This is a genomic window from Francisella-like endosymbiont, from assembly GCF_003069505.1.
Taxonomy (GTDB): Bacteria; Pseudomonadota; Gammaproteobacteria; order Francisellales; family Francisellaceae; genus Francisella.
The window spans coordinates 131,605-155,229 of the sequence record NZ_QAPC01000002.1; the positions used below are offsets into that span (position 1 = coordinate 131,605).

Sequence of the window (23,625 nt, forward strand, 5' to 3'; positions counted from 1 at the left end):
GACTATAACTAATAAGCACTAATCAACAATAATATTTTTCTCGTTTACTGTAGATCTACAAAATGCAACATAACGCTTATCTGTAACAAACCAGTAGAATATTGCTCCAACAAGTCCGTCAGCAAGATAGTTTTTTACTGGAGTAATTAAACATACAAGTATTATAAATGTTAATATAAGCATAAGAAGTTTTTTGATACCTATTTTTCTATATTCAATACTTCCATATATAGTCATTAACACTATTAGTATAATACCGTATTAATCTGAGTTTCTACTTGTACGGTATTAAGTAATAAAGTTAAAACTACAAATACAACTAATCCAAATACTCTAGTTCGTGGAGCTAATGTACCCATACTAACAGGCGCAGCCATATAGCCTATAATATGAAATACTGTAACTATTAACATTAATCCTGACCAGTTGTCTGAGAAGAATAAAAATATTACCGATAAGATAAAATTAGCAAGTAAAGATTTGCGCGATATATTAACACTTGGAGTAATTTGGCAAAATATCTTGGCATCTGTACTTCTGATGACATCGCATATAGCATTCTTGAAGAAGCACCTAAGTAAGTATACCCGGTTGCTGATGGACTAATCATATTATCAATAATAAGTAAAAATAGATATGGCAAGGTCCCAATAAGGTTGCTAATCTAAGCCTGCCCACCCATCTTTACTTACTAAATACTGATGTGGAACAGCTTGCATAAATTGCATATTGTAAACCAAAGTATAAAGCCAATACTAAAAATAAAGCTAATATAATTGCTAATGGTACATTTCTACAATGATTTTTAACTTCACTTACATATACCACAACAGTTTGAAAACCATTAAATGTATAAATCAAACCACCAGCAACTATAGCAGTCAATGATGATGAGAAACCAAACTAACTATTATTTGGAATATCAGCTGAAAGCATACTCACATAACCATGGCTATGCATAAGTGCATATGCTATAAATATCAAAACAATAATCACTGGTACAGCCATCTTTAAAGTAGTGATAGCATTATTAACTCTTACTAGAAGTTTAACTCCATAGAAATTAATCACAAGATATATAAATAATACTAATAGAGAAAATGCTGTACCTGAGTGAGTTAATACACCATTTTGCATCAACTAGTTCATAGATTTAACACCAGAAAGATATTGGGTAGCTGCTAAAGCTTCAGATGAGATCACTACAACAATACCAAACCAATTTGCAAAAGCAAATGGCATCGCAAATATACTATTATGAGATATCGCACTAAATCTAGTAGTAGCTCCTCTAACCAGATACATAGATACTACTTTACCTAAACAAAGTGAAATCATTAAAACTACTATGGCAGCAAGAATCCATGCCAAAATGCCCAATTGCTAGCATTTTAAACCGTCAACTGTACACTAAAGAGCCAGCCCTAAGCCAACCATTGAAGTAGCATCAATAAGAACAGCACTAAACAGTGATATCTTTTTAGCAGACACATTACTCATTTTCTTTCCTTATATTATTTTTAAATTAGATGAAGGCAAAGATATTTTATATATTCTCTTTCATGGTAATTATTTGATAATAACGAACTTTTAAAGCTAGTAGAAAGTTAATAACCCAAGATTTAAATTATCATCAAGAAAATAAGTTTGTAATATTTTTATTCTTCTAAGCTCATTAAATAAGCATTACCACCAGAGGCAGTTGTATCAACACTTACAGTTTTTTCAACGACAAATCTGCGTAAATATAATGGTGAAACTGTTTCTATAGCTAAGCTTGTACACTTGCCATCTTTAGTAACACTCTCAGCAACAAAAGGTATAATAGCACCTCTGCGCAATGCCAAAGCTTGATGAATCTGTTTAACTGCAGAGACACTACCAGAAAAAGCAACTAGTGCAACTTTACTGTTAAATAACAATGCTGATGTTATCTCTTCATCATCTGATAAGACTAGATGAAGCGCCTTAGGGTTCATCCCTGCTTTTAGCATTAATTTAACAATATTATAAGCAGTTAAGTTACCAGTATATGCTGGCTTAGCTACTACAGTATTACCTGCCAATAAAGCTGCAGTTATCTGACCGACAAATCTAATTAGTAAATCAGAACTTGAACACATACTTACTACAACACCACGACCTTTTAAGCTTAACTCATCAATCTCGCCTGTAGGTCCAGGTAAAAGTTGTGGATGAGCAAACTCTTTTTTAGCTTGAAGACAGTAATATGCCACCTGCTGAATAGTTTTATCTATTTGGATATGTGCATCTTCTACCGAAACATTCGACTCTACAACAAGACATGAAGCTATCAGATGCCGCTTTTTCTCTAATAGTTCCAAAAACTTCTCAATAATAGTAGCTCTTTGTTCAGCATTAACATGACTCCATAACTCTGCCTCTTTACTAGCAATTTCTATAGTAGTATCTACTGTGTTTACAGAAGCTATATATTTCTTACCAATCGTTTTACCATTAGCTGCTTTAAGATTAATATATTTATCTTTTTTAGCTCTTTCACCAGCAACAATGTTTGCAATAATATATTTATCTTTGATAAACTTGCTAGTCTGCTTTTTATCTTCAGCTACTTTTTCAGGATTATAAATCTCTTCAACAGCCTCAACTCCTGACAATTTTTCATTAGCTAAACGATGCATATAATAAGGACCACCAGCTTTAGGGCCTGTTCCAGATTTACCTTGACCACCAAATGGCTGAACACCAACCACCGCCCCAACAATATTTCTATTTACATAAACATTACCAGCTTTGATGTTGTTTTTGACATAATTCATTATTTCATTAATTCTACTATGAACACCAGCTGTTAGACCATATCCTGTAGCATTAATATCCCTGATAAGTTTATCTAGTTGATTAGCCTTAAAGCGCAAAATATGTAAAATTGGACCAAATTGCTCTCTACCTAAGTCAGATATTTTATTTATCTCAAAAGCAGTAGGCATCACGAATGTCCCCTTTTGTGTATCTTGATTAGGCTGAACTTGATATATAAGCTTAAACTGGCTTTTTTTCTCTTCAATATAGGCATTTAGATTATATGCAGCCTCTTTATCAATCACAGGACCAACATCAGTGTCAATGTACTTAGAATCACTTACTTTAAGCTCTTTCATTGCACCAACTATCATCTTGATATAATTATCAGCGATATCTTCTTGAAGACATAAAATACGCAATGCCGAGCAGCGTTGTCCTGCACTATCAAAAGCTGAGCGTATTACATCCGCTGTAACCTGTTCAGGAAGTGATGATGAATCGACAATCATAGCATTTTGTCCACCTGTCTCGGCAATTAATGGCACTATTTCACTAGATTTATTTGCTAAAGTCTGGTTTATAATAGCTGCAACTTCTGTAGAGCCTGTAAAAATCACACCCTTACATACTGGACTCTTAACTAGAGCACTACCAACTATTACACCATCACCAGGTGTAAATTGTAAAACATTCTTAGGTAAACCAGCTTTAAATAAAAGCTTAACTGCTTTGTAAGGAATTATTGGAGTCTGTTCAGCTGGTTTAGCAACTACTGTGTTACCAGCTGCTAAAACAGCGGTAATCTGCCCCAAGAATATTGCTAATGGAAAGTTCCAAGGGCTAATACACACCATAGCACCATGACCGGTAAACTCTAACTGCTTAAGGTGATCAGATAAAGCTGGTAATTTAATAGGACCATTGAACTCTTTTTTAGCTTGTGCTGCATAATAACGACAAAAATCTACAGCCTCTCTAACCTCATCTATAGCATTAGTTAAAGTCTTACCAGCCTCAATCATTGCTATAGCAATAAATTTATTGGTATTTTCTTCTAAAAGATCCGCAAATTTCTCTAAAATATCAGCTCTTTTTGCCGCTGGCGTATTACTCCACTCCTCAAAAGCACTTTGAGCATTTTTTAGTGCTCTTTTAGCGATCTTAGCATCAGCATTAATTACGCTACCGATGACTTCATTAGTATTTGGATTTATAACATTTTCAGCTATTGTTTTATCAAGCTCAATACCAGAAACTATAGGTTTTGCTTTATATGTATTTTTAAGCGTATATTTTTCTATTTGCTTGTACATATCAGCCAAAACTGCAAAATCATTAGTATTATGACCTTGTGAATTCAATCTTGGTGCAACTATATCTTTTGGGTAAGTGATATTAGGATGCTGACCATAACCATGATCAATAGTTTTTTTGACAGGATCTTCTATTAACTCCTCAATCGGTAAATTCTCATCTACAATCCTATTAACAAAAGAACTATTAGCTCCATTTTCTAGTAGTCTTCTTACTAGATACGCTAAAAGATGCTTATGTCCACCAACTGGAGCATATATTCTACATGGAATATCTTCATAGCCTTCTTTACCAACGACATTGTCATATAGATGATCACCCATGCCATGTAAACACTGAAACTCTAAATCTCTATTGCCATTAGCTAACTCAAATACTACAGCTACAGTTTGAGCATTATGAGTTGCAAACTGAGGATAAATATATTGTTGATTCTCAAAAAGCTGTTTAACACAAGCTTGATACGACACATCTGTATGATACTTACGCGTAAATACTGGATAACCTACCAAACCTTGCTCTTGCGCGTGCTTAATCTCAGCATCCCAGTATGCACCCTTAACTAGGCGAATCATAAATCTTCTATTAGTTTTCTTAGCAAGTTTTGCTAGATAGTCTAATACATAAGCAGCTCTTTTTTGGTATGCCTGAACAACGATACCAATTCCATTAAACCCTTCCAACGATGGTTCATAAGCTAGTCTTTCTACTAGTTCTAATGATATTTGTAATCTTCCTGTTTCCTCGGCATCGATATTCATACCAACATTATACTCTTTTGCTAATTGCGTAAGCTTAAGCAGTTTTGGATATAACTCTGTATGAACTCTTTGGTGCTTTGTAACTTCATAGCGTGGATGTAAAGCAGATAATTTTATAGAAATTCCTGGATTTTTTTTGATCTCTGTATTTGTTGCATACTTAGCTAACTCATGTATTGCATGAAGATATTGACTATAATAGTATTCAGCATCATCCATTGTCATTGCAGCTTCACCAAGCATATCATAAGAGTAACTATAACCTCTAGCCACTTTAGCTTGTGATACCTTGAGAGCTTCCTCAATAGTTTCACCAAGTACATATTGCTTACCAACAATTTTCATCGTTTGCTTCATCACTTGACGAATCACAGGCTCGCTAGTTTTCTTAAGAAATTTTTGAAAAACTTTTCTATAAGAGCGATGTGAATCTTTGAGAATTTTACTAGTTAGCATTAAGCTCCATGTTGCGGCATTAACAAATAAATGCTTTTTCATACCAACATGACTTTTCCACGCAGCACTTGTAAGTTTGTCTTTGATAAGTAGATCAATAGTATATTTATCAGGTACTCTTAAAAGTGCTTCAGCTAAACACATCAGCACTATTCCTTCTTCTGAAGATAAATCATACTCGATCATAAAAGCATCAATACCAGATTTTTTGAGCCTACTCTTTCTAACTTTTTCTACTAAGCCATAAGCTCTTTCTCTAACTTGTGCTTTTTGCACACTTGACATATGAGCTTTTTCAACAAGCTTTGCCATCGCTTCTTTTTCATCAATAAGCCAATATTTAGATATATTCATTATTTCTTTAGAAATAGGATATTCTACTGCGTGGTTTAATAAGTCATTCATATAACACTTTTTTATCTACTTCAATTTATTTTGATTAAATTTTTTCTTTTCTTTGATAATTTTGTCTATGAGCTGTTGATATTTTTGTGGTGGAGTAACTCCTTTAAAAATCCAATCAAACATATCACTATCTTCACTAGTTAAAAACTCAACAAAAAGTTTTTTACTAGAAAGATCCTCATGCATATAACAATTATTTAAATATGGCGCTAAAATTATATCAAGCTCTATCATACCTCTACGTGCAGAGTACTTTATTTTATCAACAGAACTAAATATAAGATTATGATTCTTTGTTAACATATTAATAGCCACACAAATGTATGAATTATATTAGTTTATACTATACGCTTAAGACAACCAATATACTTATAATAAATTATTTGAAAAAATACTCTTTTAATCAGCTAAACAATCCGGTATCATTATGCATTAGAATTTATAGATTTATTCATAACACTGTTACTTATCTAAAATAATTTTTTCAAACAAAAAATATTATAAGGATTAAAATCTAATGGCTATTAGTCAAAATGTTATAAAAATACTTCAAGATATTGATGAGTTGGATTTATTCAGCAACATCTCAGATGAATGGTCAACACTTCTTAATGAGTCTGATGATGACATTAAAATCAAAAAATTATATTCTGCTTTAGTTAAAGAAAGCATTCGTCGCGAAACCGCTGAAAGATTAGCTAAAGATGCTAAGTCATATTGTGACCTTGTCCAAGAGCAAGCTAAACAACGAATATCTGATCTGAAAGAAAGTTTAGAAAGCCAAATCACTTTTCTAACTCAACAAATCAAAGATCTAAAAGTTGAATCTGCAAATAATCTAGACTACTATAGAAATGAACTAAAAAAAGCTACTCGCAACTTAATTGATAATAAAAACTAAATTAGCAATATTATTAGCCTAAAAAATAATATTTGCTTTCTGAAATATCTAAACCTTAATTCAAAAAATTTATACAACTTAAATTATTGTAAATTCTATAAATCCAAAGTCGATAGCAACTCAAAGCTAATATAAAGCTAATCTACAGACCAAAATCAATATTGCTAAAAGATTTTGAATTAGTTAAATTTCAGCGCTAGAAAGTTTTCTAAATCACTTTTAGGCTTTGCTAGTGATTTTAATTTTCCTATATCACTAATCAAAATAAACTTTAATTGATTGTTGCTATTTTTTTTATCTACCAGCATTGCATTTAGATATTCAGACTTATTAATATCGTTAGGAAACTCTATAGATATATTAAAACTACAAATAAAGTCTTTAAACTCTTGAGCTTGTTGTAAAGTTATCATCGATAAAAAGTGAGAAAAATTAATAGCTTGAGTCATACCGATACCCACAGCTTCACCATGCTTTAGACCAAGGTAATTTTGACACTTCTCTATAGCATGACCAAATGTATGGCCAAAGTTTAGAATAGCTCTAGCTCCTGTTATCTCTTTTTCATCCGCAGCAACAACTTGGGCTTTAATTTGACAGCTTCTTTTTACCATCTCTATCAAAGTAGCACTATCTTTTGCCAATATTTTGTCTCTATTTGAGTCAAGCCAAAGATAAAAATCTTTTGACATAAAAGCATATTTGACAACCTCAGCCATACCAGCAATGTATTCGCGTTGTGGCAAAGTTTTATAAAACTCTACAGGGGTATAAACAAGTTTAGGTTGGTAAAAAGCACCTATCATATTTTTACCAAGCTGATGATTTATAGCAGTCTTACCACCTACTGATGAGTCAACTTGTGAAAGCAATGTTGTCGGTATTTGGATAAAATCGACACCGCGCTGATATATAGCAGCAGCGAAACCCGTAATATCACCTATTATTCCACCACCCAAAGCAATTAAGACAGTTGAATTACGTGTAAACTGGTTCTCTAATAAAGTTGACAGTATTTTATCTAAACTTTGTTGTGATTTATATTGCTCACCATCATCTAAAATACAAGTTTTGACATTTAGATTATCCGGTAAAGCCACCAAAAGTCTAGTCAAATATAAACTTTCTACTGTAGTATTTGTAACAACCAGAACTTGTTTGTTAGTAACATATTCAATAATATGCGAAAAATCTATCGATGATTCAACAATAATATAATAACTAGCACTAAAAGTAGGGTTTACTAATAACTTATTGATCACAGGATAGTTTCTTCTACTAAGAATGTCGATATTTTATTGACAATATTTTTAACTGTTGCGCCATTAGTTTCTACAACCACATCAGCAATGCTTCTGTATAGAGGTTCTCTCTCTGTCATAAGCTGCTCAAGAACTGGTCTTTTATCATCAACTCTTAATAATGGTCTTTTTGTATCTTTAGAAGTTCTCTCAAGTTGTTGCTCAATTGTCGCCTCAAGGTATACAACCTTACCTCGTGATGATAATAATGATCTAGTATCTGGATCAAGTATAGCACCACCACCTGTAGCTAAAACTATATTTTGTTTTTCAGCTAAAATCTCAGCAATAACTTCTCTTTCACGCTTTCTAAAACTTTCTTCGCCCTCTAAATCAAAGATCCAATTAATATCAACACCACATTTTTTTTCAATAACATAATCAGAATCGACAAATTCTAATTTTAACTGTTTTGCTAACTGCTTACCAATAGTAGATTTTCCAGCACCCACTGGACCAATTAAGAAAATATTTTTTGTTCTTATCATTTTTGACTCAAAATTGTAAGTTAATTACACACTGTGATAGTTTGTTACTAATCACTCCTTGTACATAAAAAATTATAGGCTATAAGATACCTAAATATTAATATTTTTGCAACTATTATCTACTATCATCTTTGAACCTGTGACTGAATGATTTTTGGAGTTATAAAAATTAAAAGTTCCGAATCTTGATCTTCGATTCTTGTATAGCTAAATAAATAACCTAAATAAGGAATATCTCCTAACAATGGAATTTTATTACGCTCTTCTTTTTGAACTTTTTGATATATACCACCTATTACCACTGTATCGCCATCTTTTGTCATAACTTTTGTAGTTATCTCTCTCTTTTTGATAATCGGTGGTAAATCACCACCATCAGGAGTTTTACCAGGAGAAGCACCTACTGAGTTTTTAGTAACAAGAATATCCATAATAATATTACCATCTGGAGCAATTTGCGGAGTTACTTGTAATTCTAAAACTGCCTCTTGGAAAGCAACTGCAGCAGCACCAGAAGCTGTTGCTTGGTTATATGGAACATCAGAACCATCTTTAATAAAAGCTACTTGGTTATTTGCAACCACTAAGTGTGGTGATGCCACCTCATTTGCTAGAGACTCACTTTCAAGAGCTCTAATTTCCATACTCAACTTAACTCCACCAGCTAAAGTGTATGCAAGCTCCGCAGTAGTACCAATAAATGGTGTAGGTGTTGATCCCGGTGTTGATCCCGGTGTTGGTGTAGTACCACCATTAAAAGTATCTAAACCTACATTAACTCTTCCAGCTGGATCACTAACTCCATAGTTAAACCTAGCTCAAGCTTACTTGTTCTAAGTATCTCGACGATTCTAGCTTCTATCAAAACCTGATCATTTGGTATATCAATTTCATTGACAACCTCTTTTATATGCGGTAATTTTTCTTCGGTGTCTGTTATTATTAAAGTATTTGTCCGTGTATCAGAGGTAATACTGCCTCGAGGTGACATAATGCCACCGTTTTGTTTTGCCATCGAAGTGATAACTGTTTGTGCAGCTTGAGCAGTAGTATAATTTAGCGGTATAAATTCAGTCACTAAAGTAGCATTATTCTCTAATGAGCGTTTTGTTCGTAACTCTAACTGTTCTTGAGCAGCGATTTCAGCTGCAGTAGCTACATACAATATACTACTCATTTTTTCGTAGCTAAGCCTTTACTAACTAAAACAATATTCATTACCTTATTCCAAGGCACATTTTTTAGGTCAATAGAAATATTGCCACGCACACTACTACTAACTACGAGATTTAGACCTGCAAATTCAGATAATACTTGTAACACCGTCTGTACTGGCGCATCCTTGAAAGATATTGAAATTGGCTCATTAACATTAAATCCTTCAACACGACTATTGCGTCTATCAATCTTAAACTTAAATACATTACCCTCTTTAAAATCACTTAGAGAAATCCTATCAAGAGAATGAATTACAAAGACTACATTACCTCCATCCTTGAAAATCTTGATAGAGTCAACTATCGTATTAAAAACTTTAGTATCAATATTACTAACCCACTTATCGGATACAGTGGTATTATCAAAAGTTATTGTCAGTGTATAACCATATTGTGATAGCTTAATTTTATAACCCGAGAAATTACTTATATTCTCCTCAAAAGCAACTTCAAATACAGCGCTACCATTTAAACTACGATGAAACTCAAGATCTTTGATATGTTTATTAATAGTTTTATCTTTATTTTCTTCTCTTCCAACAATTTTTGCTTCAGGCTGTTCCAAACCCTGCGACTGATTAGATATTTGAGGTTTTTTAATATCAGCTAGTGAGACATCATAACTTAGAAAACCACCTAAAATTGTTAGAACTGCTAATAACTTCTTTTTTGCAAAAAACATCACTTTACCTTACTAATGTATAACAGTTTGAATCTTTTCCCAGATTCTTTTTTGGTTATTTTTCTTCCACTCATCGACAACAATACCTTCTTTTATAACATCTTCAATTTGACCATAATTTTGACCAATTAGCTCACCTTTTTTTTATATACATTGGTTTATTTTCCATCAAGCTTTCAACAATACCCTATTTTTGTTTATTCTGATAAACAACTCCCTTAAACTTAAAAGAATCTAATGGATAGCGCTGTAAGTTCAGTTCTGTAACTAATTTATCATCAGATTCTTTTTTAATGTTTATATTTGTAATTACAGCAATATCCTTTATATCAATTAAAGCAACGAAGAGCTTAATTAATTGCGAGAAGTTCCCAGATAGCTTTGCCTTGAAATCTAACGCATATAAGTCTAGATATTTATTTTTCTCAACTCCAGCTGGCGATAAGTCTATAATCGTTATGCCCAAGCTACTAATAGCTTCATTAAGTGCAGATAAAAAGATTGGTACCGAATGACGCTCAGGAATACTAAATTTTTCTTCGGTATTGTACTGCTCTAACGTTTTTACTTGCTCTTTTAATGCTGTTTTTCTTTTTTGACAAGCCTTGGAATCTGTGTCTCCATTGACCGAATGTGATTTTGTCTTTGATTAGCTTTTGAAAGAACTGGACTTACCAACAAACCATAAAAAACAAATACAAATAATACAAATACCACAATCATTACTGGTACTCTAATCTTTAGGGGTGCATTTATAACTTTATTTATGTGCTTACTAGATAAAAAGCTTTGTATTTTATCTACCATTTAACACTCTCCCCTTTAAATACATTATCCTCTCCAAACTTAAATTCTAAAGCAAAACTTCTTTGACCGTTCTTCTCAGATCCCAAGCTTTTAAGCTCAACTTTTTTAATTCTAAACTCTATCTCTAAATTTTTCATAAATATCGAAAGAAGTTTTAAATCTTTGACTTCTCCAGTGAGAATTATCTTACCAGAACTAGATACATAGTTAACATTATCACACGTGAAATTTTTTCTATATCTAGTAAGATATAGTACTGACTAGCTTTAATATTTGCTAAGTCTGTTGAGATGTCTAGTAGCTTATCTCTTTGTATTTTAACTGCTGAGTATTCTGCTACTTGACTATTGAATTTAGTGATTTGTGATTGTATATAGTTCTCAACTTTCATATCCTCTTCACTAGACCAAGAAAATATTATCGATAGGATAAACATTGATATAAAAGCAAATAAAGCCATAAAGCCTAGGTCTATACCAAGGTATGTTAGTTGTTTTTTCCTCCATCTACCGCGTATAAAATTAAGATCTTTCATACTACAATGCCTCACTCATAGCTATTGCTATAGGTAAAACATAGCGGTAAGGTTTTTTTATATTACCACATTTCTCAATATCAACATTTATAAATGGATTAAGTATTTTGCAACTTTTTTGTGATAATTCTTTTATCGATGTAAAAATACTCTCAAAATCCTGTTTGATACCATAAATATAAACATTATTATTTTGAACCTGATCAAAATTACCAAAATCATTGGCACTAAAATCTAATGACATAAAATCCATAAATCTTAGCAACAATTGTATAACTTCATCAACATAACTAACTTTAGTAATATTTGTATCAAATATTTTGATAGACTCGTAGTTTTTTAATTCTCCCTGAGGGGTGAAACTATATACAGATATTTTATCCGAATATAATCCTAAAAATATACTATCGTTAGAATACTGAGAAATCTCTGATAAAAAAGTTCTGAAACAAAACTACTAATAGCTAATTTATCAAGTGTACATACTGATAATGCTCTTTTAGCTTTATTCGTTATAGCATAGAATTGCTTAACTCTATCACTATCAGATATATAGTATATATTTAAAGTTCCTTTTCCTTCTAATTCATCATAGTAATCATAAGCTACATTAGTATAATTTTCTGGAAAACGCTTTTTTAGGAAATTTTCTCTAATATAAAAATGTATGCCCTCTTTTTCGATTACTTCAAGAGTCCTTTTATCACAGACAATTTGTTCTTTCACGACATCTATTTCATTATAACTTGTAAACCCTAGCTTTACAAAACGCCCTAGTTTATTTTCTTTGATGATATCAGCAACTACACCACCGACATACTCAGTTGTTAATTCACCCTCAAAATATGCTTCAGCTGGAAAAATATCACTATCACAACAGACTAATGAATATTTCTCACCCTTTTTATCAAGCTTGACAACAGCAAGAGAATGTTTATCATACTCAATACCTAAAACTGTTTTTTGTGCTTGTTTGCATTTTTTCTCAAGTAACAACGATATCATAAAACTCTTCTTATTTTATAGCTCAAAAATTAGATACTCTATTTCTAGATATATAACGCTGTTTATTTTATAATTAAATCTACATTAAGTAAACTGTAGTTTTAAAACGTTAGGGTTAATTAATAATGCATATAATACTTTTAGGTGCCCCTGGGGCTGGTAAGGGGACTCAAGCAAAGATAATTGAAGAAAAATACAATATAGCTCACATCTCTACTGGAGACATGATAAGAGGGACTATAAAATCAGGTAGCGAGCTAGGTCAAGAATTAAAAAAAGTTCTTGATGCTGGAGAGCTAGTTTCAGACGAGTTTATTATAAAAATTGTTAAAGATAGAATTTCAAAAAGTGATTGTAATAATGGTTTTTTACTAGATGGTGTCCCTAGAACCATCACTCAAGCGCAAGAATTAGACAAATTAGGCGTTAATATCGATTATATAGTTGAGGTTGACGTTGCTGATAGTCTACTTGTCGAGAGAATTACTGGCAGAAGAGTTCATCAAGAATCTGGTAGAACTTATCATCCCAAGTTTAATCCACCTAAAGTGGCTTATAAAGATGACTTAACTGGTGAGCCACTAATAATTCGTACAGATGACAATGAAGATGCAGTTCAACAAAGGCTATTTGTATATCATGCTCAAACTGCTAAGTTAATCGATTTTTACAGAAATTTCTCATCAACTAATACCAAAACGCCAAAATACATTAAAATAAATGGCGATCAAGCTGTCGAGAAAGTATCTCAAGATATTTTTGATCAGCTTAAATAACTATTCTAAACATTCTAATAATAGCTCTATAAAAGATATATACTCCAAGTGACCATGGTAAGATAGCCCAATTTGGTAGCTACGATTAAAACTAACTCCTATCTCACAATCTTTGATTTATGGTTTTAATGAGGCTAAACTATTAGCATTTAACTCAGGTATTGTAAAACCTTTATCACCAGCAAAGCCACAACAATAAATCTGCTCTGGAATTACTACCTCATCACAAAATTTATGTAATGCTTGTATATATTTATTGTCAATATTTTATTTACGGGTAGAGCTGTCTATATGCAAAGCAATTTTACTAAACTTCTTAGTTAACTTTAAATTATCTAAGCTATCGAGCTTTTTTACTAAGGATGAAAGCTCCAGTATCAATATCTACTGAGCAACAAGTCTTACATAAACTAGTGGTAGCGCATGTTTGGATACCAAAATACTCATAATCTTTAAGCCATCGTTGTTTTTGCTGGCAATCAAGAGTTTGGATTTTACGAGCAACTGTATTACGTTGTCGTCGTATAAAACTAAGATTCCTTGATGAACACACCGGCTCACAGAAACCACATTCCATAAATTTACTTATTTGCTCATCAACATTATTTAGTTCTTTGAGGTTTTTGGTATGTAACTTTGTATCATTAGTAAGCTTAACATCTGGATTTAGGATATTTTGTTTATCTAAGAGATTTTTAATTTGCCACATAATATCCCAGCATTTCTCACCCAACTCGACTATTACAAATTTAGAAATATTATGTCCACTACCATGCTCTGTTTTGAGATAACCATTATATTTTTTTGCTACTAGTGCAGTAAGATCATGCATAAATTGATCATACTCAATAAGCTGGTTTTGATCATTAAAATCAGGAGTCAGGACAAAATGAATATTACCAGCTAAAATATGCCCAAAAATGGCAGCGTTTGTATAGCTGTTTAACAAAAAGCTTTTTGATATTACTAATAAGATTAGGCAAGTCTAGGATATTTACAACGATATCCTCAATTAGTACACTGCTACCATTAGGTCTTTGAGCTACAATAGTTGGCAGCACAACATTATGCGCTTTCCATAGAGTTTGCATTTGCTGATCATCTCTTCTAAAGCCGACTTGATAAAGTATATTTGCAGCGTAGATATATTGATTTACAGCATTTAATTGTGCTTCTAAACTTTATTAACTATCCTCAAGCTTAATCAAAAAAGGTTGTAGCTCAGCTACACTAGATACTGATTTTATTGATAAATAATCAAGTAAATCAACAGATGAAGGCACGAATGTTTGTAATTTTGTCGTTAGATTTATCAATTCATCTAAATTACCATATATAAGATTTAAGGCTTTATACTTATAATCTACAACAATATTTAGCGTAACATTACTAACAAATCCAAGTGTACCTTCAGAACCTATAATCAATCTTTCAATAATCTTGATAGGATCAGTAAAATTAAGAAAGCATTTAAGCTGTAGTAGCCACTAGTATTTTTTATTGCAAATTTCTTTTTGATAAAATCAAAAATCTCTTGGCTTTGAGTTATTTGTTGACGGATATTTAAAATTGTGTTTATAAAATCTTTATTTATTTTTCTAAAATCAGCAACGCTATTATCATCAGAAGTATCAAGAATACTACCATCAGCAAAAAATCACTCGCATTGAGTCTAAGGTTGTATAGGAGTTTTTTATGGTACTACAAACACATCTCACTTGAGTTATTAGCAATGATACCACCTATTTTAGTACTATTAATCGAACCAGGATCAGGACCAATCTTACGCTTGTATATTTTTAGATAATTATTTACCTGTGCACCAATTATACTTGGTTCAAGCTTGATTTTATTACCATTACCAATAATTTGATAATCTAACCATACATATGCTGCTAATACTATTAAGACTTGATCAGTCACAGCTTGACCGGAAAGACTAGTTCCTACTGTTCGAAAAGTTAGTTTAATATCATATTGATTAGCTAACTTAATAATTTCTATGACTTCAGCTTTATTTTTAACAATTAATACGAGTTTAAGAACCATTCTATATAAACTAACATCTGTTAAGTATCCATATCTTAATAGTTCATTTTCAATGATTTGCGTCTGCACTAAAAATTTGTTATTTTAGCTTTAAATTGATTTAACATTAGAGGAACATTCTCAGTAACTACTAGTCAAAGTATACCCAAGAATATACCAAAGATTAATTATTTTGACTAAATAAAATATAGCTTGCCAAGGCTTTAATATCATTTTGTTGTTTAAAATTGGACTTATGTAACCACAATCTTTTTTTGTTTAAGCTTTGCTGTATAGCATATAAAAATATCCTGCTATTTATAATAATATATTTATCTAAATAAGCCAAAAATCAGTTTCACTACCATTGATTACAAATATTAGAGAATTACTCTCTAATTGATTTGGGATGATGATAGCTTCAAAAGAAAATTTATCTTCTATTATCACAAAAAATATCGAAACTAAAATCAACAAAAAATCAAAATAACCAATACTACTATTACCAAAGTAACTAGCCACGACAAAACTAGTAAAAAAGACTAAACTTGAATAAATAATATTGCAATACCATAGTGGTGTCTTGATCTCAAGTCGCTGCATAGGTAAAAATATACTTAGATTAAATCATAGCCAAGTGACTTCAAAGCTCGATCATCATCTGACCAGCCACTTTTGACTTTCACATGAGTTTTGAGATTAACTTGCATACCAACTAACCTTTCGATATCCATACGCGAGTCTGTACCAATCTTTTTGAGCTTGGTTCCTTTAGCGCCTATGACAGACAATACCTTTTTGACTTTCTCTCTCAACAAGGATACTAGTATAGATATCAACAATGTTTTTTTCTTCATCAACTTTATATCTATCTATCTCTACGGTTATCTGATATGGCACCTCACTGCCTATAGTACGCATAATCTTCTCACGAATAATTTCAGCTACCATGAACTTAATGCTTCTATCCGTAATTTGGTCTTCTTCATAGAAAAAATATTCAGACTTTGGTAAAAGTTTCTCAATTCTTGACTCTAGTTCGTTGATGTTATGTCCCTGCTTAGCAGATACATAAATCACATCATAAAAACTTAGCTTTTCTTTAACAAATTCGATAAACATTGCTGCTTCTAATGATTTTTCTTATCAACCTTATTAACTACCAAAAATATCAGAATTTGAGAATATTTCAGTTTTTCGACAATATTATCCTCTAGCTCTGTCCATTTTACCCATTTCAACTACAAATAAAATCACATCAACATCTTTGACCATTGTTGTTGCTGCTTTATTCATAAATTTATTGATAGCTTTAAGCTCTTTGATATGTATACCAGGAGTATCAACATAGATAAACTGCGTATCACCAACAGTCTTAATACCAGTAATTTGATGTCTAGTTGTCTGAGGTTTGCGTGATGTAATACTTACCTTATACTTAAGTATATTATTTAACAAAGTAGATTTACCAACATTAGGTCTACCTATAATTGAGATGTAGCCACATTTTTTCATAAAAAAATTACAACGAGAAATAATTATTGATTGTAGCAGCTATATACTTTGGTGGCGAAAATATTTATTGCATTTGACTCAAAATGCAAATTTGCAAACTATTGAGTAACATGTCGATTTATAAATCTAGTTACTCTAGTCATAGCTTCTTCGAGCTCTGGCATTTCATTAGCACAACTAATTATAGCAAAACCTGATAAACCAAATGCCACACCAGGCATCATAGCTACATACTCTTCTGTAAGCAGTGTATTACATAACTCGGCATCACTATTAAAATTAGTGTGCTCAAGTAGTTTTCTAAGATCTGGAAAAAGATAGAAAGTACCATCAGCGCTCTTAACATCAATATGTGGCATAGCCTTTAGACAGTTAGTGACAAATTGCTCTTTTTGCTTATAAGACTCTCTACAAAATACTGTAAATCTTGCTGGCACATTCATAGCAGTAATTGCAGCATATTGTGATATAGAGCAAGCACAAGTAGCAGATTGCGACTGAAATTTCTTTAGCGCATCATTTAAAAGCTTTGGTGCTATTGTAAAACCAACGCGCTGACCAGTCATTGCAAAGTTTTTTGACACACCACTGGCAATTACATATCTATCAGCTAATCAGATGCTACTTCTATTATCAGTGTAACTCTATCTTTGAAGTATAGTTGATCATAAATATCATCACCAATAATCCAATATTTGGATATTTTCTAAGTAAATTTGCTAAATCTTCGATACATTTTTTCAAATAGATTAAACCTGTAGGATTATTAGGTAAGTTGATATTTGCTGTAATATGCTTTTCTAAATCTGTAACATCTATTTCAAAGTTATTCTCAAACTTAGTTTCTACAACTATTGATTTTGCTCCTGTAAGTGCAATCATATCTGGATATGATACCCAGTATGGTGCAAAGAAAATTGCCTTATCTCCTGCTTCTAAAATACAGTTTAAAATATTATGTAAACTATGTTTAGCTCCTGATGTAACACAGACTTGATCTGCAGCAAACTCAATACCATACTCACGCTTATAACGAGCTACTATAGCTTCACGTAGCTCTTTAAGACCATCAATATTTGTATACTTGGTAATATTTTGTTTATTGCTTCGATACCAGCGGCTTTAATAATATCTGGAGTACTAAAACCAGGTTCTCCGATAACAAGAGAGATTACATCATTTTCTTGATCTTTGATTTGCTTTGCTAAAGCTGCCATAGTATTAGTTGGTGAAGTCGAAATATTTTGAATCTTTGTGTTAAGCAATGCCATTTTTGTTCTTTACAACTTTTCTACTTTAAATTCATTTTGCCTAATTTTAATACAAGTATAATTATTTACATAAGTATACGAATCAGACACCACTAGCGGCTCTGATAATATACTACAAAAGCATTTTTTAATTTATTTTTCTTTTTTAAATCAAGAGTTTCTTATAATATCTTTATAACTAATAATAGTATAACGATGGCTCATTACCAATGGTAGAGATTTTTAGCGAATACGAAGTTTCACCATTTGAGTAAGCAATACTTACTTTGACATTTTCTTTTAGACCATTTTTTGCCTGAATTTTGGTAATCTGTTCGATAGATTTTACTATCGCTGCTTTTGCATCATTTTCTAGACCATTTGATACTGCTAGCAAAAACATCACCTCAGAATCAGTAGAACCAAATCTAGCTTTAAAACATTGTAGTTTTATCAACTGTTCGATTTCTTGTCTTATATAATCAAAATCAGTAATTGAAACATTATGCATAAATAGATGATTTTTAAATACAAATGGATGACAGTTTACACTAGCAGTTGGTGCAATAGTGCTAGTACACACATGTGCCATAAAATTTCTACTTTTGATATGTTTTGCTAAAGATATTAAGTTTTGATTATTCCAAGCTGGAAAAGAGGATCTTTATAAACTCCTGGTTCTTTGTGCAAGCTTGTATACCACCCCGATACCAAAACCATCACTATTAACTAGGCCTGCTCCTTGTGATGAGTGAACACTTTGATGTATTAAGGAGTTCTCTGGGTCAACGAAAAATCACTCATTCTGATTTTATCGCCGTGATACATTAGCCATCTACATATAGATACTCCTCTTTAGTCTGCCAATGACTAGTACCTCTAAGATATACTGGGAATGTTTCTTGAGTTAAAGTACCATTGTATTTTTGTTTTTGATATTGCTTGTAAACATACTCTAATACATTAACAACATCTATTTTAAAATCATTATTCTCTACTTGTAGTTCCGTGATAGACTCACCAATTAGTTGATAACCAGTATATAGATCTTGAGAATATTCCTCTAATTTGTAAACATTTTCTGCAATTATATGATCTGTATCTTTATCATAAAGCCCAAGGTAAAAATCACCCATCTTCGCATCGAGGATAACAGCTACTTTTTGAGATTCGGTTATGACACTTTTTGCCAAAGCAAACATACTAGAAAAGCCAATCACTGGTATATCTAGACTAATCGCAAAACCTTGACAAACTGCTGCAGCAAGCCTAACACCAACAAAACTACCAGGCCCGACTCCATAAGCTATAAAATCCAAGTCTTTGATGTCAATTGCTGCCTTAGCGAAAACTCCCTGTATCATCTTAAGTAGATATTTGTTGTGTTGGCGTGGTATCTCACGCGTATCATTATAAATTACCCTATTTACAGATAAAACTACAGAACAATACTTACTTGATGTATCTAATACTAAAAAATTCATTTTCTAACCAATAACTTGTTTAACTTGATAATCTTTATCTAAAATTACAAACTCAGCGTCAAAGCCTACTTTGATTTGACCTTTTTTAAGTCCTAATGATTTAGCTTGATTTGTACTTGTCATTTTCACAGCATCATGCAAACTACAATTTGTAAATTTTAAGACACTTTTAAATGCCTTATTCATCGTCAAGACACTTCCTGCAAGCACACCGTTTTCTAATCTTGCCTGACCATCTTTAACTATGACTTTCTGACCACCTAATTCAAAAACACCTTCACTAGCACTTTGGGCAGACATCGCATCGGTGATTAGCGCAATATTATCACTACCCTTGATTGCATAGGTAAACTTAACCATATCAGGATGCAGATGTATACCATCGACTATCAACTCTACTAAAATTTTTTTTGACATTAATAAAGCTGTTGCAGCACCAGGGTTACGACGCTCAATCGGACTCATTGCATTAAATAAATGTGTCGCATGTGAACAACCTTGTTCTATCGCCTCTAGGGCTTGAGCCATAGTACAGCTAGTATGACCTATTGAGCTAATTATATTTTTAGAATTACAAAACTCAATTACCTTATTAGCATTTTTAATCTCTGGCGCAATAGTAATTTTTTTGATTAAACCATCACAAGCATTATACCAACTTGCTATTTTAGTAACATCTGCTTGTTGAAGATAGTTTGGATTTTGTGCACCAATTTTACCTGGTGATATAAATGGTCCCTCAAGATGGACACCAACAATTTTTGCACTGTCAAGGTCAATTTGAGAATTATAATCCTTGATAGCATGCATTGCTTTGAGTATTTGCTCATTTGCTGCTGTCATTGTAGTTGCTAGATAACTAGTTACTCCTTGAGTATATAACGATTTAGAGATTACTGCTAAAGCATCAACATCACCATCCATCACATCAGCTCCTTTTGAACCATGGATATGGATATCGATAAAACCAGGTATCACATAATCATCACCTCTTAGCTCAATTATAGGTAAATTAAAAGCTGCTGCCTTGGCATCATCAACTATAGCACTGATAACATTATCTTTGACAACAATATCCTTAGCCTCAAAATTATTTTGGGCATAAATTTTGCCACCTTTTAGAATATAGCTTTGCATATATCAGTCCTAATCGGTAAAATCTTATCCTATATTAACCAAATTTATAATTTTTATCTACAATGTTACATTGGTTTCCTGGGCATATGCACAAAGCTACTAAAGAATTTCGCAAAAAAATGCCTTCGATTGATATTGCTATTGAGATAGTTGATGCACGCATACCAGACTCTAGTAGCAATCATATTTTAGAACAAATTGTTGGTGACAAACCGATTATAAAAATTCTCTCAAAAAACGATCTAGCAGATACTACAATTACCAGACAATGGCTAGATTTCTACAAATGTAGTGCTATCTCGGTGAATACCTTAGAGGATAAAAATATTGTCAAAAGAATTCTTAATTTAGCGCAAAAAAAATGTCCACATAGAGGCACTGTACTAAAACCTATTAGAGCAATTATCTTTGGGATACCCAATGTAGGTAAATCTACAATGATAAATAAACTAGCAGGTCGTAAAGTAGCTAAGACAGGTAATGAGCCAGCTGTGACAAAACTACAGCAACGTATCAATATTAGCAAAACTTTTATGATTTTTGATACTCCAGGGATTATGTTTCCTAGTCCTAAAAGTGAAATTAGCGCTTTTAGAATCGCATCTATCGGCTCTATCCGTGATACTGCGATGGATTATGAAGGTACAGCTTGTTATCTACTAAATTTTTTTAGAGAAAAAAATATAAAAAACTTCCTAGCTCGCTATAACTTCATTAGCGAAAAAGATTTTTTAGAAAAACACCCTCAAGAAATACTCAAAGATACCTCAACTGCTAAAACTAATTCAAATATCAAACAAGCTGCTAAGAATATAGTCTATGATTTCCGAGCTGGGCACTTTGGCAAGGTATCATTAGAAGATCCACAAACTGCTCAAGCTGGGAAAGAGCAAATGCTGCTAGAGCAACAAAAACTATAACAAAATCTCTAATTGGCTTAAATCTAAGCTAAAACTATTATATAATAAGTAAATATCTTATTAAAAAATATAGTTGATGTCTGAACAAGAGAATATCCCTAAACAATCAAAGAAAATTGGCCCTATAGCGCTTACTAAAAAAATATTATCAAAGCTTTAGTTTTAGTCACTGTGATTGGTAGTTGTGCTTTTGGTATCAATAATTACCTAAGCTATAGACATCAGTTTTTCTGGAGCGCTATGCGACAGCTCTTGCAGATATCCAAAACCAAAACAAAAATAGCTATAAAAACGCTTTTACAATTCTCAAAGTGGTTGCCGAAAATGATCAATCTACAGCTAAAGACTACTTTTATCTAGGCTATATTTACCAATATGGTTTAGGCACAGAGAAAAATTACTATCACTCTTACAAAAACTATAAAAAAACAGCTAACGCAAACTATCCAAGAGCTTTTTTTCAAATAGCCACTTTGTATAGAGATGGTTTAGGTGTTAATAAAAGCAATAAAAAAGCCATACAATATTTTAAGAAATCATATGATCTTGGTTACAAAGACTCTGTAATAGCATTAGCTGATCTTATTAATTCTAACAATCACATGATTTCGGTAGTTGAGCCAGAAATATTGTATGATATATACCTAGGCTACAAAGATGGCAGTATTATCGCTACTGATGACTCATTAATGGCTAAATACCTTATGACTGCCTGCAGCTGAGGGTTATGAACCAGCGATAATTGTTCAAGCGCGTGATTTTACCCAAGCTGGTGATAATTATAGAGCACTAATGCTATGGCAAACATTTATTATATAGCTCTGACCCTAAGGTATCAGAACTTGCTAAGAAAGAAATTGTCGATGTTGAAAATCGCGTAAAGCAACAGTGTTTAAAAGAGCTTGAAGAGCAGAGACAACAGCAAATAAAAATGCAGATGCAACAACGCAAAAAGCTAATCGAACAAGCCAAAAAACTTGATCAAATTGAGCAAAAGAAAGAAGTTGGACTATCAATACCTAAGCAAAAATTTAAAAATCTAAATGGTTTGATATATATAAACCTTTTTAATGCTAATAAAGGTCAGCTACAGCAATTCTATAAAGATATTCTTGAGGTTGAAGTTGATACAAACTTTATAAAAACGGGTGACAATTTAGATAATATTTATATTGATGACTTTTTGATATTAGCTAAACTCAAAAATAATCAATCATCACTACGATTTGATTTTGCTGATAAAGCTAACAATAACAAATACGAAGGTATCGTCTACTACTATTACAATAGCAAAGACAAAATTAGCCAAGATTTATTGGCAACAATAATCAAAAACAACAAACCTAAAGCATCTTCGCTATTACCTAAACTTTATGATCAGATAGAGACTCCAATAAAACAGCCAAAAGCCTCTCAAAAACATAACTCATTAAAAAAGCAACAAAATAAAAAACGACAAAAAGCTGAAAAAATCCAACTAACACATGAGGAGAAAATCCATAGAATGTAGGTATTTGCCCAAAAAGGTGATTTTAGGCATTCTACAAACTTGAGCAATCAGCAAAAGCTGGTGAATGTCTACGCAATATACTATACCGGTGAATACTACTACAATAACAAAGAATATAAAGAAGCACTCAAATATTTCAATGAAGCTGCAGATAAAGGCTATGGTCAAGCATACTACAAATTAGCTTCATTATACTATAACGAAGAACAAAATGGTGTGCCATATAATAAACAAAAGGCAATGTATTATTACAAGAAAGCTGCTGAACTAGGTGTCAGAAATGCTCAGCATATATTGATGCTTATTGAATAATACTCTTAATCTAAGTTATTAGCTTATCTATATT

Annotated in this window: 13 protein-coding genes and 11 pseudogenes; 4 read left to right on the forward strand and 20 right to left on the reverse strand. The window is 32.2% G+C overall.

What is annotated here, in order from left to right; translation table 11 throughout:
• Positions 1-18: 18 nt before the first annotated feature.
• The 3 genes and pseudogenes from C9379_RS04880 to C9379_RS04890 form a co-directional block, all read right to left on the reverse strand.
• Positions 19-1,500: pseudogene (locus C9379_RS04880) on the reverse strand (APC family permease).
• 158 nt (positions 1,501-1,658) lie between these two features.
• On the reverse strand, positions 1,659-5,723 hold the full coding sequence (putA, locus tag C9379_RS04885; protein WP_143384631.1) for a bifunctional proline dehydrogenase/L-glutamate gamma-semialdehyde dehydrogenase PutA: 4,065 nt from the start codon (positions 5,721-5,723) through the stop codon (positions 1,659-1,661).
• A 15-nt stretch (positions 5,724-5,738) separates the two neighbouring features.
• On the reverse strand, positions 5,739-6,026 hold the full coding sequence (locus C9379_RS04890) for an FAD assembly factor SdhE (protein WP_143384630.1): 288 nt from the start codon (positions 6,024-6,026) through the stop codon (positions 5,739-5,741).
• 214 nt (positions 6,027-6,240) lie between these two features.
• Here C9379_RS04890 and C9379_RS04895 point away from each other — a divergent pair, with 214 nt between their 5' ends.
• Positions 6,241-6,624, forward strand: a complete 384-nt coding sequence (locus C9379_RS04895) for a kinesin (RefSeq protein ID WP_143384629.1) — start codon at positions 6,241-6,243, stop codon at positions 6,622-6,624.
• A 179-nt stretch (positions 6,625-6,803) separates the two neighbouring features.
• Here the strand turns inward: C9379_RS04895 and aroB are convergent, their stop codons facing one another.
• The 7 genes and pseudogenes from aroB to C9379_RS04930 form a co-directional block, all read right to left on the reverse strand.
• Positions 6,804-7,886 carry a 3-dehydroquinate synthase gene (aroB, locus tag C9379_RS04900; RefSeq protein ID WP_143384628.1) on the reverse strand — a complete coding sequence of 361 codons (1,083 nt, stop codon included), beginning with the start codon at positions 7,884-7,886 and terminating at the stop codon, positions 6,804-6,806.
• Complete coding sequence (gene aroK / locus C9379_RS04905; protein WP_143384627.1) at positions 7,883-8,413, reverse strand: shikimate kinase AroK; 531 nt, start codon at positions 8,411-8,413, stop codon at positions 7,883-7,885. The genes aroB and aroK overlap by 4 nt, the downstream gene beginning before the upstream one ends.
• A gap of 125 nt (positions 8,414-8,538) precedes the next feature.
• Positions 8,539-10,312, reverse strand: a pseudogene (locus C9379_RS04910) (type IV pilus secretin PilQ family protein).
• Between the two features lie 12 nt (positions 10,313-10,324).
• Positions 10,325-10,568: pseudogene (locus tag C9379_RS04915) on the reverse strand (pilus assembly protein PilP); the annotation flags it as partial.
• Positions 10,554-11,119 (reverse strand): annotated as a pseudogene (pilO, locus tag C9379_RS04920) (type 4a pilus biogenesis protein PilO); the annotation flags it as partial. The pseudogenes pilO and C9379_RS04915, both read right to left, overlap by 15 nt.
• Positions 11,113-11,654: pseudogene (locus C9379_RS04925) on the reverse strand (PilN domain-containing protein). The pseudogenes C9379_RS04925 and pilO, both read right to left, overlap by 7 nt.
• Position 11,655: 1 nt before the next feature.
• A pseudogene (locus tag C9379_RS04930) lies at positions 11,656-12,659 on the reverse strand (type IV pili).
• Between the two features lie 125 nt (positions 12,660-12,784).
• Between C9379_RS04930 and adk the strand changes: the two are divergent.
• Positions 12,785-13,435, forward strand: a complete 651-nt coding sequence (adk, locus tag C9379_RS04935; protein WP_143384626.1) for an adenylate kinase — start codon at positions 12,785-12,787, stop codon at positions 13,433-13,435.
• 340 nt (positions 13,436-13,775) lie between these two features.
• Here adk and C9379_RS04940 read toward each other — a convergent pair whose 3' ends face one another.
• The 10 genes and pseudogenes from C9379_RS04940 to nagA all read right to left on the reverse strand — a co-directional run bounded on the left by C9379_RS04940 (position 13,776) and on the right by nagA (position 20,849).
• Entirely contained in the window at positions 13,776-14,384 is a 609-nt protein-coding gene (locus C9379_RS04940) for an FAD-linked oxidase C-terminal domain-containing protein (RefSeq protein ID WP_318263242.1), read from the reverse strand.
• Positions 14,332-14,526, reverse strand: coding sequence for a hypothetical protein (locus C9379_RS04945; RefSeq protein WP_318263241.1), 195 nt, complete (start codon positions 14,524-14,526; stop codon positions 14,332-14,334). The genes C9379_RS04940 and C9379_RS04945 overlap by 53 nt, the downstream gene beginning before the upstream one ends.
• Before the next feature lie 93 nt (positions 14,527-14,619).
• Positions 14,620-14,862 carry a hypothetical protein gene (locus C9379_RS04950; RefSeq protein ID WP_318263240.1) on the reverse strand — a complete coding sequence of 81 codons (243 nt, stop codon included), beginning with the start codon at positions 14,860-14,862 and terminating at the stop codon, positions 14,620-14,622.
• 274 nt (positions 14,863-15,136) lie between these two features.
• Positions 15,137-15,553 (reverse strand): FAD-binding oxidoreductase, encoded by a 417-nt coding sequence (locus tag C9379_RS04955; protein WP_318263239.1) that lies wholly within the window; start codon positions 15,551-15,553, stop codon positions 15,137-15,139.
• A 94-nt stretch (positions 15,554-15,647) separates the two neighbouring features.
• Positions 15,648-16,066, reverse strand: a pseudogene (locus tag C9379_RS04960) (hypothetical protein).
• 14 nt (positions 16,067-16,080) lie between these two features.
• Positions 16,081-16,978, reverse strand: a pseudogene (gene era, locus C9379_RS04965) (GTPase Era).
• Between the two features lie 98 nt (positions 16,979-17,076).
• Positions 17,077-18,249, reverse strand: a pseudogene (locus C9379_RS04970) (aminotransferase class I/II-fold pyridoxal phosphate-dependent enzyme).
• A 9-nt stretch (positions 18,250-18,258) separates the two neighbouring features.
• Positions 18,259-19,071: pseudogene (locus tag C9379_RS04975) on the reverse strand (class II glutamine amidotransferase).
• Positions 19,056-19,712 (reverse strand): tRNA (adenosine(37)-N6)-threonylcarbamoyltransferase complex dimerization subunit type 1 TsaB, encoded by a 657-nt coding sequence (tsaB, locus tag C9379_RS04980; protein WP_143384625.1) that lies wholly within the window; start codon positions 19,710-19,712, stop codon positions 19,056-19,058. Before tsaB ends, C9379_RS04975 begins: the two are co-directional and overlap by 16 nt.
• A gap of 3 nt (positions 19,713-19,715) precedes the next feature.
• Entirely contained in the window at positions 19,716-20,849 is a 1,134-nt protein-coding gene (gene nagA / locus C9379_RS04985; protein ID WP_143384624.1) for an N-acetylglucosamine-6-phosphate deacetylase, read from the reverse strand.
• Between the two features lie 62 nt (positions 20,850-20,911).
• Here nagA and ylqF point away from each other — a divergent pair, with 62 nt between their 5' ends.
• Complete coding sequence (gene ylqF, locus C9379_RS04990; protein ID WP_143384623.1) at positions 20,912-21,769, forward strand: ribosome biogenesis GTPase YlqF; 858 nt, start codon at positions 20,912-20,914, stop codon at positions 21,767-21,769.
• A 76-nt stretch (positions 21,770-21,845) separates the two neighbouring features.
• Positions 21,846-23,591, forward strand: a pseudogene (locus C9379_RS04995) (tetratricopeptide repeat protein).
• The last annotated feature ends 34 nt before the right edge of the window (positions 23,592-23,625 follow it).